The 14,045-nt window shown below is 67.0% G+C and carries 10 protein-coding genes and 3 pseudogenes; 6 read left to right on the top strand and 7 right to left on the bottom strand.

Features of this window, described 5'->3' with window-relative positions; all coding sequences use genetic code 11:
- Positions 1–154: 154 nt before the first annotated feature.
- From AB0I41_RS29255 to AB0I41_RS29240, 4 genes are all read right to left on the bottom strand, one after another.
- Complete coding sequence (locus tag AB0I41_RS29255) at positions 155–784, bottom strand: alpha/beta hydrolase fold domain-containing protein (protein ID WP_357113810.1); 630 nt, start codon at positions 782–784, stop codon at positions 155–157.
- Between the two features lie 78 nt (positions 785–862).
- The gene (locus AB0I41_RS29250; protein ID WP_357113809.1) at positions 863–1,396 is read right to left on the bottom strand and encodes a DUF1772 domain-containing protein; all 534 of its coding nucleotides are present in this window, start codon (positions 1,394–1,396) and stop codon (positions 863–865) included.
- Positions 1,389–2,351 carry a hypothetical protein gene (locus tag AB0I41_RS29245; RefSeq protein ID WP_357113808.1) on the bottom strand — a complete coding sequence of 321 codons (963 nt, stop codon included), beginning with the start codon at positions 2,349–2,351 and terminating at the stop codon, positions 1,389–1,391. Before AB0I41_RS29245 ends, AB0I41_RS29250 begins: the two co-directional genes overlap by 8 nt.
- Positions 2,352–2,436: 85 nt before the next feature.
- Positions 2,437–4,635 carry an MMPL family transporter gene (locus AB0I41_RS29240; protein ID WP_357113807.1) on the bottom strand — a complete coding sequence of 733 codons (2,199 nt, stop codon included), beginning with the start codon at positions 4,633–4,635 and terminating at the stop codon, positions 2,437–2,439.
- A gap of 400 nt (positions 4,636–5,035) precedes the next feature.
- Here AB0I41_RS29240 and AB0I41_RS29235 point away from each other — a divergent pair, with 400 nt between their 5' ends.
- The 5 genes and pseudogenes from AB0I41_RS29235 to AB0I41_RS29215 all read left to right on the top strand — a co-directional run.
- Positions 5,036–6,151, top strand: a complete 1,116-nt coding sequence (locus AB0I41_RS29235) for a sensor histidine kinase (protein WP_357113806.1) — start codon at positions 5,036–5,038, stop codon at positions 6,149–6,151.
- Positions 6,148–6,810, top strand: coding sequence for a response regulator transcription factor (locus AB0I41_RS29230; RefSeq protein WP_357113805.1), 663 nt, complete (start codon positions 6,148–6,150; stop codon positions 6,808–6,810). The genes AB0I41_RS29235 and AB0I41_RS29230 overlap by 4 nt, the downstream gene beginning before the upstream one ends.
- Positions 6,811–7,287: 477 nt before the next feature.
- Positions 7,288–8,035, top strand: a pseudogene (locus AB0I41_RS29225) (electron transfer flavoprotein subunit beta/FixA family protein).
- A gap of 11 nt (positions 8,036–8,046) precedes the next feature.
- Positions 8,047–8,562: pseudogene (locus AB0I41_RS29220) on the top strand (electron transfer flavoprotein subunit alpha/FixB family protein); the annotation flags it as partial.
- A gap of 1 nt (position 8,563) precedes the next feature.
- Positions 8,564–8,917 (top strand): annotated as a pseudogene (locus AB0I41_RS29215) (response regulator transcription factor); the annotation flags it as partial.
- 942 nt (positions 8,918–9,859) lie between these two features.
- Here the strand turns inward: AB0I41_RS29215 and AB0I41_RS29210 are convergent.
- Both AB0I41_RS29210 and AB0I41_RS29205 read right to left on the bottom strand, forming a co-directional pair.
- Entirely contained in the window at positions 9,860–10,969 is a 1,110-nt protein-coding gene (locus AB0I41_RS29210; RefSeq protein WP_357113804.1) for a hypothetical protein, read from the bottom strand.
- Between the two features lie 174 nt (positions 10,970–11,143).
- A complete protein-coding gene (locus AB0I41_RS29205) occupies positions 11,144–11,335 on the bottom strand; it encodes an abortive infection family protein (protein ID WP_357113803.1) in 192 nt (63 codons plus the stop codon).
- A 75-nt stretch (positions 11,336–11,410) separates the two neighbouring features.
- Here AB0I41_RS29205 and AB0I41_RS29200 point away from each other — a divergent pair, with 75 nt between their 5' ends.
- Positions 11,411–12,049, top strand: coding sequence for a hypothetical protein (locus AB0I41_RS29200; RefSeq protein WP_357113802.1), 639 nt, complete (start codon positions 11,411–11,413; stop codon positions 12,047–12,049).
- Here AB0I41_RS29200 and AB0I41_RS29195 read toward each other — a convergent pair.
- A complete protein-coding gene (locus tag AB0I41_RS29195; RefSeq protein ID WP_357113801.1) occupies positions 12,041–13,936 on the bottom strand; it encodes a type ISP restriction/modification enzyme in 1,896 nt (631 codons plus the stop codon). The genes AB0I41_RS29200 and AB0I41_RS29195 overlap by 9 nt on opposite strands.
- Positions 13,937–14,045 lie beyond the last annotated feature (109 nt).

Below are 14,045 nucleotides of genomic sequence, written 5' to 3'. Positions count from 1 at the left end.
GCTCGGCCGCTAGGACAGCAGCGCGAGCCAGCCGCTGATTAATGCATTGAGACCGACCACCGCCGCTGTCGCACCGCCGACGTGGACTTCCGTGCCGGCGCCCTCAGTTGACGGGTTGTGGCACGTGGTGGCCGTCCGGGGGGCCGCGACCACCTCACTCGGTCAGGGCACGGCGCAGGGTTGCGCTGAGTTCGGCGATCTGCCGTTGCGACACCTCGGCGGACAGGATCGCAAATGACCCGTGGAACGTTCCGGCCCACTGGTGCAGCTCGACCGACACGCCCGCCTGCAGCAGGCGCAGCGCGTAGGTGATGGCTTCGTCACGGCTCGGGTCGAACTCCGCGGTGGCGATGTAGGCGGGTGGCAGGCCGGACAGGTCGTCGGCCCGCGCCGGGGCGGCGTACGGCGAGGCGGGCGTGGAGCCCAGGTAGTGCCGCCACGCTGCGGTGACCGTGTCGCGGTCCGCCCAGGGCGTATCGGTGAAGTTCCGTGCCGACCACGTCTCCTGCCGGTCATCCAGCGCAGGCTGGTTGAGCAACTGGAAACGGATCGGCGGCCCCTGCTGGTCACGCGCCCGCAACGCCACCGCGGCTGCGAGCCCCGCGCCGGTGCCCATGACGATCGCGAGCACGCCCAGGGCACCGGCGGCGCCGCTGATTCCGTTGCGCCGCCGACGTCGGGACACCCGGCGCAGCATGCCGACCGCCTCGGGCTGCGGCAGTGCGGCCAGGTGCTGGAGCTCTTCGCGCAATAGCGGCTCGAGGCCGGCATCCATGTCGTTCATCGCTGCTCCCTTTGGGCCTCGAAAACCAGATGGCGCCGCAGCGTGGCCAGACCACGCTGGCGCAGCGTGTGGTAGCGGTCAAGCACGGTCGCCGGATCCTCGTCGCCCAGCCCTGCCTCCTGCGGATAGCGGACCAGATAGCCGGCCCGCCGTGACCCTGCGTGTCTTGTCGACGAGGACGATCAGCAGTACGAACGCGGTGACGGCGGTAGCGGTGCGGATGTCGTGGTATACCTCCCAGCGTTGCAGGAGTTCGGCGTAATCGGGCGGGAGCGAGGTTGCGGACCATGTCTTGATCTTTCCGTTGATGGGGACGTTTCCGAAGCGGGTGACGAGCAGGGAGGTGAGTGCTAGTACGCCCGCTGCGGCGGCGTACCACCGGGTCGCGAGTCGCAGTGTGATCGCGAGCCAGAACGAGGTAAGCAAGCTGACTGCCATCATTGCCTGCATGAAGATGCCGTTCATGTACATAAGCGCTGTGCGGTATTGCAGGTGAACGTCCAGGGGGACTGCGTCGAAGGTGGGGACGACGGAGGCGAGGGCGTAGGCGAACGCGCCGGCGAGCAGCCCGGTGGACAGTAGGGCGAGTGCCTGTGCGGTTCGGCTAAGCATTTTTCGCTCCAGCCGTGTGCGTTTCGGCGAGGTCTGCTTCGATGTGGCTGACGGCGGTTATCGCGCCGTACGCGAGCAGGTAGACGGTGCAGTGGTCGGAGTACCGCCGGTCTGTTGCCCGCCAGGCGGCCACCTGGTCGTCGGTGAGGGCACTGGGTGCGAGGCCGGCGAGGATGGCCACGCGCGCTCCGGTCTGTTCCTGTTCGGGCAGCCTTGAGAACGGCTCGTTCAGTTGGTCGATGTCGGCGGTGTGGCGGCCTCGATGCGCGCTGATGACGCTGGATACGACGTCGCGGGCGGCAGGGGTGAGCAGTCCGGCTCCTTGTCCGGCGACGGCGGCCAGGGTGGCGTAAGCCCTGCCTGCTGGGGCGCCATCGGCCCACTCCGGTAGTTGCCCTTCGGACAGGCCGGTCAGCAGGGACAGGCTGGCGCCGGGTGCCCGGTCGGTTGGCCATGGCCGGAACACCGGGGCGCCCTCGAAGGCCGGCGCGTCGGCGGGGTTCAGGGTGCCGGGCGTGAGACCGGGAGGGAGCATCGCGAGCACCATGCGGTTGATGAAGTGGCTGAGCAGTGCTGTGCCGAAGTACTCGGCGACCGGTTCGCCGGGCAGGGGCGCGGGTGCGCCAGGGGTTGCGGTTGATCGGGCCCAGTCGAGCAGTGCCGCGAGCCGCGCGTCGGCAGGTGGTTCGCCCCGGTCGATGGCGTCGGCCAGGTCCGGCCGGCCAAGTAGCCGCAGGGCGCCGAGCCAGGCGACCGTGTCGTAGTGGCAACGGTTCGTCGGTGACACGCCGAGCGCCACCAGCGTCTTGTCGAGGACAGGTGCGGTTCCGACGAGTTGCGCTTCGCGGGTGAGGCTCCAGCCGGCGGCAAGGATCTCCGGCGCCGGTGAGGTCATCTGCACTGCGGGGCCGATGCTGCTTGACTCGGCGTTGACCTGATCGTAGACCCTGGCCACCAGTCCGTTGGCCCGCTGCGGTGCGACGGGGGTGACGTGCCGTACGTACGTTGACATTGCTGGTCCTTCCAGTTCGTGGTGAGAACTACCGACGATTCGCGAACTGTAGGTGGGTGTCGGCGGCCGGGGGCGCCACGGTGGGATGCGGCGTCTCTGCCGAATTCCGCACTGGCGGGGCTAGCAGCAGGCGGGCCAGCGGGGCGGGGAACCACCAGCTGGCGCGGCCGAGCAGCGCGACGAGCGCGGGTGTGAGCAGTCCTCGTACGACGGTGGCGTCGATGATGATGCCGGCCGCGAGCGCGGTGGCGAAGATCCGGACGTCCGTGATCGGGATGGTGGCCAGGGCGGTGAAGGCGAGGAACAGGATGAGCGCGGCGGAGGTCACCAGTCGGCCGGTGCGGCTGATGCCGGTGACGGTTGCGGCTGTTGTGGTGTCCTGGCTGCCTTGCCGGGCCAGGTCCAGGTGTGACTCGCGGATGCGGTGCAGGATGAACACCTCGTAGTCCATGGACAGCCCGAAGAGGAAGGCGAAGACCGCCATGGGTACCCAGATGGTGATCGCGCCGGTGGCTGGTGTGTCGAACAGCGCTTCGCTGCCGTACCCCTTCTGCCAGATGAGGACGACGGCGCCGTACGCGGCCGCAGTGGACAGCGCGTTGAGGATCAGTGCTTTGAGCGGGAGCAGCACTGACCGCAGTGTGCGGGCGAGGACGATGAAGGTGAGCAGCGCGACCACGATGAGGATGGCCGGCAGGGAGCCGTAGACGGCGTCGACGAAGTCGGTGTCCAACGGGGCTCCACCTCCGGCGAGGGTGCCGGGCTGGGTACGTGAGGTGGCGATGATCTCGGCCACCGCGTCGCGCCCTGCGTCGTCGGCGGGATCGTGGACGGTCCAGACATCAACCACATGGGTGTCGGATTTGGACCACTCGCTGGGAGCCACGGCTCCGGCGACGCCTTCGATGGTCCGCAGTCGGTCCGCGGTCGCTGCCGGGTCGCCGTGGGTGAGCACTTCGACCGGGCGGGCGATGCCCTCACCGAAACCGGCCTCGACGAGGTGGGCGTACACGGCGGCAGGTCGCCCGCCGTGGCCAAGGGTGCCGGTTTCCGGCTGGCCCAGCCGGATCGCCAACGCGGGCGCGGCGAGAGCGATCAACAGCCCGCCGCTGAGGACGGCGGCGAGGATCGGGCGTCGGGTGGTGACGCGCGCAATGCGGGTCCACAGCCGGCTGTCTGCGCGGTGCGCGCGGCGCGGCCGGTCGAGCCAACTACCGCAGGTGTGCAGCAGGATGGGCAGCAGGGTCAGCGCGACCGCGACACTGACGAGTGGGATGAGCAGGCCGGCGTAGCCGACGCTGCGAAGGAACGGCACGGGCAGCACGACGAGCGCGGCCAGGGAGATTGCCACCGTGGCGCCGCTGAGGGCGACGGCGTGTCCGGCGCTGGCGGCGGCGTTGATGATGGCAGCCGTGCGCTGACGTGGGTCGGCGTCATCGATCCGTTCCCGTTCCTCGCGCCATCGGGTGACGACGAGCAGGGCGTAGTCGATGGCGATGCCCAAACCGATGAGCGCCACCAGGTACTGCACGATGAACGACACGTCGGTCACGCCGGTGAGCAGCCGCACCAGCAGGAACGTCGTGGGGATCGCCACGGCCGCCATGAGCAGCGGCACGATGGCCAGGCCGCTGGCGAACACCACCGCGAGGACGACCAGGGCGCCGACCGCGCCGATCAGTGTTTCGATGATCGGGTTGCGGGGGGCTCCGCTGTCGCGTCCGGACAGTAGGGGTTGACCAGTGAGCTCGACCGGTGCTCCGGCGATCTGAGCGTTCGCGATCGCCTGCCGGATAGCGGGCAGCGACTGGACGTACGGGGATGGGCCGGGAGCGGCGGGCGGGTAGATCAGCGCGACGGTGGTGCGTCCGTCTGCCGACAGTAGGGAGCGTTCACCGCTGCTGGTGTACGAGACGCTCCGCCCGCCAGCCGGCGTCGCTCGCTTGACCAGTTCGCCCCACTGGTCGCGGTACGGTGCCGCGTCCAGGCGTACGCCTTCGGGCGCCGTGACGGTCAGCAGCAGCGGGGCGTTTTTGCCTCCGGTATCGGTGAAACGCTCATTGATGGCGTCGTTGGCGAGTTGGGCGGGCGCGTCTGGCAGACGTGACTCGCTGCTAAGCCTGTCGATGGTGCCGCTGGCGGTGGCGCCGCCAGCCACGGCGAGGGCCACCCATATAAGGGTCACCAGCAGGCGGTGGGACAACACCCACCGGGTGAGCGTGCGCATCAGGCTTCCTTCCGTTGTACGCGGGCTGGGCGGGCAACGAAGCCGTGGCAGCATCCGGCGACGGGTGTGCTGGCGGCAGCCGTGGCGGTGGCGGGACGGAGCAGCGACGCCGGAACTGCTGCCGGCGCAGCCGTGATCACCGCGGCACGCAAGGCGCCTCGTCGAGCCAGTTCACGCGCAGAGTCCTCCCACAATCGGGTCGGGCTTCGCCGGTGCCTAGATCGTGGCCGTGAATCAGCCACCGGTCGTCCCGCCGACGTGGGCACTTTCGGCTGCCGCGCACGCGGCACGCGCCTACCATGTCCGCCGCACGCGGCGCCGCGTCTACCGCGTTCGCGGTACACCGCCGCTCGTCCCCTGCAGACGACGTCGCCGCGAAGCCACCGGCTAAGGTGCCCGCATGAGCAAGATCCCGGCCGGGGTCCGGCACTGGGGGCTCGCCGTGTGCGTGGCGGCGATGCTCCTGGTCGCCGGAGCCACCGTCGCACCCGACCGGACCGATCTGCGCCTGCTGGGCTACGTGCTGCTCGCGGTCGATGGGCTGGTCCTGGCCGCACGCCGGCGGGCACCGGTCGGCGTGCTGGTCGCGACAGCCGCGTGTGTGCTGGGCTACCAGGCGCTCGGCTTCGAGGTGCCGCCCGTGGCGTTGCTGTTCGCGGTGTACGCGGCGACTCGTTCCGGTCACCGTTGCCCCATGCTCGTGGTGACCGCGATCGTGCTCGCCGCGCAGCCGTTCGTGGCCCTGGTGTCTCCTGGCGGCCCCCCGGCGGGTCAGGCGTTCGCCCAAGGCGTCCTCGCGCTGGGGTGGGTACTCGCCTGGGCAGCGGCCGGCGAAGCGCTGCGGCAGGCCGAAAACCGGGCAAAGGAAGCAGAGCGGACGCGGGAGGAGGTCGCCGACCGCCGCGCCAGCGAGGAGCGGCTACGCATCGCGCGGGAACTGCACGACTCGCTCACCCACCAGATCTCAGTCATCAAGGTGCAGGCCGGCGTGGCCGTGCATCTCGCCCGAAAACGGGGAGAAGAGGTACCCCCAGCGCTGGCGGCGGTCGAGGAAGCCGCCCGCGAGGCGACCAGCGAACTGCGGGCCACGCTCGGAGTGCTGCGCGGCGACGAGCAGCATTCCCTGCACGGGCTCGAGCAGATCGATGACCTGGTGCAACGGGCGCGCTCCACCGGCGTGGCGGCGACCCTGACCGTCGACGGGAATCGACGCCACGTGCCAGGTGCGGTGAGCCGGGCCGCGTACCGGATCATCCAGGAGGCATTGACCAACGTCGCCCGCCACGCCGGCCCGGCCACCGCAGCGGTGAGCATCAGATACGGCCCGGACACACTCACCGTACGAATCGACGACGATGGCAAAAAAGCCACCCCGAAGACCGACTCGGTGCCCGGTGTCGGGCTGCTCGGCATGCGCGAACGCGTCACCGCGCTCGGCGGCCGGCTGCACGCCGGACCTCTACCCACGGGTGGCTTCACCGTACAAGCCACGGTTCCCGTGGACGGCAGGCCATGATCCGCGTCCTGCTCGTCGACGACCAGCCACTGCTACGGGGCGGATTCCGGGCACTGCTCGCCGCCGAGGACGACATCGAAGTCGTAGGCGAGGCCGCAAACGGTAGCGAAGCCGTCGCGCTGGCCGCTCGGCACAGGCCGGACGTCGCGTTGATCGATATCCAGATGCCCGTCATGGACGGCATTGAGGCGACCCGACAGATCGCCGGGAATCCCGACCTGATCGCCGTACACGTGGTCATTTTGACCAATTACGGCTTCGACGAGTACGTCCTTGACGCCCTGCGCGCCGGTGCCACCGGCTTCCTCGTCAAGACCATCGAACCCGCCGACCTACTCCACGCCGTACGAGTCGCCGCCCGTGGCGACGCGCTGCTCGCGCCGTCCATCACCCGAAAACTGATCAGCGAATACGTGACCCGACCGCTCCAAGCGCCCGTCGACTCGACCCTCGAGCAACTGACCAGCCGGGAGCGCGAGGTCGTCACGCTCGTCGCGCGAGGGCTGTCCAACGAGGAAATCGCGACGCACCTGGTGATCAGCCCGATGACCGCCAAAACGCACGTCAACCGCGCAATGACCAAGCTCCACGCCCACAATCGCGCCCAACTGGTGATCTTCGCCTACGAGACCGGGCTGGTCACCGCATCCCAGTCGTGAGCGGAGTACTGAACGACCAAGACGAGGGGTTCCTCGCAAGGGCCATCGAGATTTCACAGGGCGCTCTGGAGGACGAGGGAAAGGCCCCGTTCGGGACCATCGGCGTCATCTCGTCTCCGGAGAGATCGCCGGCGAGGACACCAGCGCCGTTGTCGAGATGCGGGTCCCGACCGCACCCGCGGCAGTCCATGGCCCTGCGGTGTCCGGTCGGCAGCAACGTAGGGCGGCACCTGTTCGAAGACTGAGCATCTGCATGACCCACTCGCGGTCCTCCCAGACGGTCATGCCGGGATCCTCGCGGCACTCAGCGGTGCCGGCGTGCTTCTCGACCTGCCGCCGGCGGATCCGATCGAGGTTGCGGGTCTTCTCCTTCACGAAGTTGCTGATCACCGCGCGGCGGGCGTAGGCGAGAGGGTTCTCCAGCTTGCTCCAGCGCATCAGCACCTCCTTCATCGCCGTGGCGGTCGCCTCAAGCAGGTGCCTGACTCGGGCGCGGACCGCAGCCTGCGTAGTGACGACAGCACCGTGGACCGCGGTTCGGCGAGCAACGTGATCAATGAGATGGATGAGTATGCCATCGAGGAGGCGTTGCGGGTCAGGGAGGCGCACGGCGGTGAGGTCACGATCCTGACGATGGGTCCGGGTCAGGCGGTCGAGTCGATTCGTAAGGCGTTGTCGATGGGCCCGGATCGGGCGATGCATGTGGTGGACGACGCCCTGCATGGTTCCTGCGCGGTGGCGACGTCGAAGGTCCTCGCGGCCGCGTTGGGTCAACTCAACGCGGATCTGGTGATCTGTGGTGCGGAGTCGACGGATGGTCGGGTACAGGTGATGCCGCACATGATCGCCGAGTGGTTGGGTGTGGCGGCGTTGACCGGGGCGCGGAAGTTGACGGTGGACGGGTCGACGTTGACGGTGGAGCGGCAGACGGAGGAGGGCTACGAGGTGGTCACGGCCGCCACCCCCGCCGTGGTCTCCGTCTGGGACACGATCAACGAGCCGCGGTATCCGTCGTTCAAGGGGATCATGGCGGCGAAGAAGAAGCCGGTGCAGACCCTGTCCCTGGCCGAGCTCGGTGTGCGGCGAGGTGGGTTTCGACGGGGCGACCAGCACGGTGCTGGAGCACGCGAAGCGTCCGCCGCGTTCGGCCGGTGTCAAGGTCACTGATGAGGGCGACGGCGGCGTCAAGCTGGTCGAGTTCCTCGCCACCGAGAAGTTCGTGTGAGGGTGCGGGTCATGTCTGAGGTTCTCGTCGTTGTCGACGCCACCGGTGAGTTCGGCGTCAAGAAGGTCACCCTGGAGATGCTCACCCTCGCCCGCGCCCTGGGCACCCCGGCCGCGGTGGTGCTCGGCGGCACCGGCGCCGCGCAGGCCCTCGCGGACAAGCTGGGCGAGTACGGCGCGGCGAAGGTGTACGCGGCGGAGGGGGAGGAGATCGACGGCTACCTGGTGGCGCCGAAGGCCACCGTCCTGGCCGATCTGGTGAAGCGGGTGCAGCCGGTGGCGGTGCTGCTCGCGTCGTCGCAGGAGGGTAAGGAGATCGCCGCCCGCCTGGCGGTGAAGCTGGACAACGGCATCCTGACCGACGTGACCGACCTGGCCGCGGACGGCACCGCGACCCAGGAGGTCTTCGCCGGCTCCACGATTGTGAAGTCGAAGGTCACCCGGGGGCTGCCGCTGGTCACCGTGCGCCCGAACTCGCTCACCCCGGCCCCAGCCCCGGTCACCCCCGAGGTGGAGCAGCTGGCCGTGCAAGGACACCCCGCCGGCGGACCTGCTGGCCGGCATCCGAGTGGTGGCCGCCGGCGAAGGGCTGCTCGCGCCGACGGTGACCCGCCGGCTGATCGACGAGTTCGCGCGTCGGCCCGAGCCGGCCCGGCCGCTCCCGCGACGGCTGGAGGGGGTGACCGAGCGGGAAAGGGAGGTGCTCACGCTGGTCGCCCGCGGCCTGTCCAACACGGAGTTGGCCATGCACCTCGGTCTCAGCCCGGCCACCGTGAAGACGCATGTCGGACGGTTGTTGACCAAGTTGGGGGTACGTGATCGGGCGCAACTGGTCATCGTCGCCTACGAAACGGGCCTGGTCGGGCCGGGCGGCTTACGCTGAGCGAATCGCCCGCACCGAAGACAGTCCATGACCCGGTACGTCCCTCTGCTGCACGGGGCCAACGTCGGCACCGCCCGGCCGGCGATGACCGGCATGCGCCGGTTCGTTACCCACCTCGGGCATGACGGGGTCGAACCTGTCGCCGTACCGCTCGGTGCAGACGAGGTCGCGGGTGGTACCAGCGCCGATTCAGCGTCCGACAGGCCGGAGTCCCGAACTGCGCCCAGCGCCCAGATCAGCCACGGGCTGCGCTGGACCCGCTCCCGCAGCTCGTCTGCCCGCGTGATGCCACCCTGGGTTCGGCCTGTCAGCTCCGGCGTCAGGCCGCGAAATGTGGTCTGAGCAGGGCGATGTTCTCTCTGCTGATCTTCAGCAAGCGATCGCAGTAACGCCCCGCTGCGACCGGCATACGGAGACAGAACAACGAAAAGATGCAGGTCATAAGCCTGCAAACACAAACGGAGCCTCGGGTTAGGAAACCGATGCTCTATCCCCTGAGCTACGAGGGCGCGAGTGCCCAGCCTACCTGCCAGCCGATACCCGCGAGCGCCCAGGAGGGCCCTCCCGTGCCCACCGGTGTGGGCTGCCGTTGCGACCACCGGCGGAGCACACATGGAGCATGCGATCGTCGACCGGCCGGATTCCGTGCCCGTCACTGCCCAGCACTGACCAAAACTGCCCGGCGATGCCGGCGACTCACCGAGCAGATTTCGAGCAGAGCGACAGGGATCAACAAGTACCCGGGCCCACCGCCAGAGTGCGGTCCGGCAGGTCAGCACGGCCACCCGGAAGAGTCATTATGTATACCCCCTCAGAGGGGTGTCACCGCATTGCGCACGGGGTGGGTGGACACCGCCACGCCGCGAGGTTGCGTCGTCCACCCGTCGCGAAGCGATCGGCGACGTACAACTCGCGTGAGCCGAACAACCTAGTGGCTGCAGGCTAGGGCAGTCCGAATCTTTGAATCCTGCCGACGTCGACGATCAGCCTGTGCAACGGGTACCGGACGAATGCCTGCGGTAGGACAAACTGGGTCCAGAGGCGCCGTTGATCCGCAAGTCCGATAAAGGTGAAGTCCTGGGCGAACTGACAGGCGGTGTACAGCTTCGTGGACTCTGTGGCCCCGGCGGGTGCGAGTGCTTCGCCGACCGCCATGAGTTCCGGCGATTCCAGGAGGATCCGACGAGGCACCGACGCAACGCATCCACCGTCGCCCTTGCCGGCGTCGAAGCCGAGTTCGACGAGTTCCTCTTCCGCGTAACCGAGGGTGAAGGCCGCCATCGCACGAAGCTCTAGGGGCTCCGGCTGCCCGGGGTAGTCGGTACGAGCCAGGAGATCGTTCACCCGCAGGGACAATGCCCGGTCCAGGATCAACCGGATCTCGGCATCGGTGTACCTGGCGTGGTGCGCGGCCCGAGCCAGCCAACTCAGTTCCGAGCCGAGCTTTCGTAGCTTGTCCTGCGCCCTCCTGACTGGTCTCAGCAGCTGCGATTTCATCCCGTCGGAAACATCGGCCGCGGAGAGCCGCGACCGCTCGGTCGCCAGCCAGTCCGAAAGCAGGGGCACCTCGACGCACACCGCCCTGACCTCACCAGTCGGCTCGAACTCATAGCCGTCGCCGTCGCCGTCGCCGAGCATCGGACGCCAGTCCACACTGAACAGATTCCCGGCCGATGCGTGGCCGTGCTTTAGGCCAGCGGCGAATTCCGATCCCTCGTTCCGCTGCTCCCGTGGCAGTGCCAACCCCCCGCCTGTTGGCGTTGGGTGAGCCACAACGACAGCGGTCAGGTCAGCCGTCGGGTCCGTGGGTGTCGGATCAGACTCTTCAATGACCTTGTCGGTCTTGTCCTGTTTCTGCCAGTAGCCCTGGGCGATCGTAACCGTCGCCAGCCCGAGGGCGACGAGGCCGGTGAGCCCGCCGACGACGTTTGCGTTCCCGACAAGGCCGCTGTCGGCCGCGTCGCCAGCGAACATCCACACCGCTGCGGCGGCGCCTGCCAGCACGAATGCCACAACAGTAAGCGCGACGACGACCCGGCGTCCGATCCTCATAGAAGCTGATTGTGCCTACCTGCGTCGATTAAGGTCCGGAACCCCGCCGATCCGCGCCGGCTCGCTGGGTTCACCGACAGATCTGATCATCGAGTGGCCGGAAGCTGCCACAGCAGCCGCCTGCGCCCGCCAAGGTGCGGTCGGATCGGCAAGCGTGTCGAGGATGACCTGGCACTAGGTCTGTGCCGCCCCGACCGCAAGGTAGCCGTGACGAGGGCGCAGCCCGGCCCTGCGGGCGGCGTGGCCCGTGCCCCAGCCCTCGTTGCGCAGCTCGCGGAGGCCGAGCGCGATGCCGGACAGCCCGCCGAGGGTCCGCTTGACGGCCTGACTGCCGTCCGGACCCGGTGCGCGGTCGTTCGGCGCCATCGAGAGCTACCGCCAGCGGCACCTGGTCTGGGACAACCACCCCCTCACATCGAGACTGAGACCCGGCACGAAGCCATGCGGCAGCGCCAAGTCGAGCGCAAACGGCAACGGGAGGAACAACAACGCCGGGCCGAACAACAGCGCCAAGCCGAAGCCGAAGCCCGACGCCAAGCGGAGGAAAGGCAACGCAAGATCAGAGCGGCGGAGGAGGCCGCCCGCTGGGAGGAACAGCTCCAGAAGTGGGCGATCGAAGCAGAGCAGGCCCGGCAGCGACGCGAAGCCGAGGAGCAGCAGCGACAGGAGCAGGTCCGAGCGGCCGAGGAACAACGGCTCCGGCAGGAGCGGCAGGAGCAACTGGCCGCAAGCCGGTGGTGGGAGGAACTGTCGCCGATGCAGATCCACCAACTGCGCGACGCTGTAGCCGAGCTGCTGTGGAAGAAGTACTCCACCCGCCCGGAGTTCGCCCCCCAAGGCGTCACCGCTGACTACGCCTACGGCCTCGCCATCTACGTGCGCCACCGGCTGCACGGCATACTCCGGCCAAGCCCTGCGTCACTGCACCGGCTCCCACCCGCGGGGCCCGTCTACGTCCGCAACGCCCGCGAAGCCCAACAGCTCACCGACACCGGCAACATCGAGCCCGACCGCCTCATCCACTTCGGCCCTCCCGACCACGAGCAGATGTCGCTGATCCAGGAAGAACCGTTAGTCTAGAAGCTCGAAGGAGGGCAGCAGATCAACGATTTTCGTGGTTTCCACGCTGACGGTCGCGATTCGTTTAAGCAGATTAACAATATATCGCGGATCGTCAGACCAATCGTTTGGGTCGTTGACGATGCCCGAGTCCTTGTCGGTCTTTACCTGGTACCGGTCGATGATCCACTCGATGGCGGAACGGGCACCGAGCTGGTAGCGGTACGCCTCCTCCGGGACGTTGCTGAGGGTTACACGGTGGTTGTAGAGGATCGTCGACCGATCCACCACGCCCTTCGCCTTGGCGAATTTCATCTTGCCGACTCGATACAGCTCATCCAGTGGAGTGGTAGAGGCATCACCCGCAACCGTCTCGACAATGCCTTGGTGTGGCTCCACGTGCTCGTAGCGGATGTGAAGGTCGGCAAGCTTTCGACCAGCCTCGACAAAGCCGCGGAAGTCGACGGCCTTAGGTATACGCGGCAGGGATTTCTTCAGGTCTGCGGCGAACCTCTCTCGGTATTCGGGCGAGTGCAGCAGTCCATACGTGTAGTAGAAGATGTCGTCCTTGTCGATCGTCGGATCGCTGTAAAGCCGACGATAGTCCAGGAGAGCGGCGTCAGTGACGTTATCGACACGCGCATAATCGGTCGCCAGGCCTGCGGCGGCAAAAAGTCCGTCTCCGGAGTCGAATTCTCCGAATGTATAGCGTGGGAAGAAGTACCCACCCTTCCCGAAGAGATCGAGGCACGGGATGGAGTCCACTGCCAGGAGAGCAAAATCGGCAGTGGCGTGGAAACCGTTGATATAGAACCCGAAGTTTTTGTGCTTGGGCGTCGGGAACATTTGGGGGAGCTTGCCCTGGCGGTGGTTGAGATCCCGATCGAAATACAGGCGCTGGCGACAGAAGGCGCGATAAGAGCTGGGAACTACTCGACTTGGGTCGAACACGGCCCTCTTGCGTCGTGCGACTTTAGGGATGAGGCTAGACGACCAGCTGATCTTCGCCGGGTTCCGGTCGATGAACGCTTCCGCGTCCGACGGCCTCGGTCGAGTAATGCCCCTAGCCTTGCAATGTTCGTCGAACCGATCCACCTCGCCGTTGTAGAAGTCGATCGTCGACTCGACATTAAAACTCAACTGCCGTTGCGAATAGTTGTAGACCCACGCATCCCGGTTCGTCCCTAGCCCGAGCGAGTATGCGGAGAAGATGGCCTCAGAACCCTCGGCACTGTCTCGATCGCCCAGAGCTTGGAAGGCCGTAAACCGGTCGTCGCGTTGGTTAATCCAGTCGCCTTCGGCGTTGGGGACAAGCTCCTGCCACTCAACAGTTTCGAGACCCTGCGCCCCGATGATGCGCAACTTTTGTTCACGGTTAAGGTAATCGCCAATGTCACGGTAATAGAGCAGGCCCTGCGAGTCTTTTCTATTAGCCTTGCCATCCTTGACCAAAACTAGAATGGCGACCGTGTTCCGACTGCCCGACCCAAAAACCTTGCCGCCCTCTTTGCGAGACTGCTCGCCGACCGTGCGCTGGTTTCCTCGCAGGTTGTAGCAGTAGATGGCGTCGAACTCGCCGATTAGGGACTTACGCAGCCCGTCGTAGGTATTCCCATCGATATAGCCACCGTTGGAGACGTATGCGACAATGCCATCGTTTTCGAGGCGGTCAGAGGCCCACCGAATAGCTCGGATGTACGAGTCGTAAAGCGTGCGCCGGGAGGTCGCATTGGTTCGAGCCCCGTAGGTCGTTTCTATCCGCTCATCGAGAGCCCTGTACTTTAGGTTCTGGTTGTTGTCGTTGACGCTATCTTGGCCCACAGAGTAGGGCGGGTTGCCGATGACGACTGTGATGTTCTGCTTCTGTTGCCTCTTGGCTCGCTCGCTGTTGCCTTCAAGGACGTCCATCCCGTCCAGTTTGGCAGTGAGCCATTCCGCGTAACGTCTCGTGACTGTGTGTAGCGCCTGGTTTCAGGTGGTTCGCTGGTGGTCGATGTGGAGGATGGCCAGGGCCGCA

It is taken from the genome of Micromonospora sp. NPDC050200 (assembly GCF_040656135.1).
Taxonomy (GTDB): domain Bacteria; phylum Actinomycetota; class Actinomycetes; order Mycobacteriales; family Micromonosporaceae; genus Micromonospora.
The sequence above is the reverse complement of the archived record's forward strand: the minus strand, read 5'-3'. Positions and strand labels throughout refer to the sequence as shown.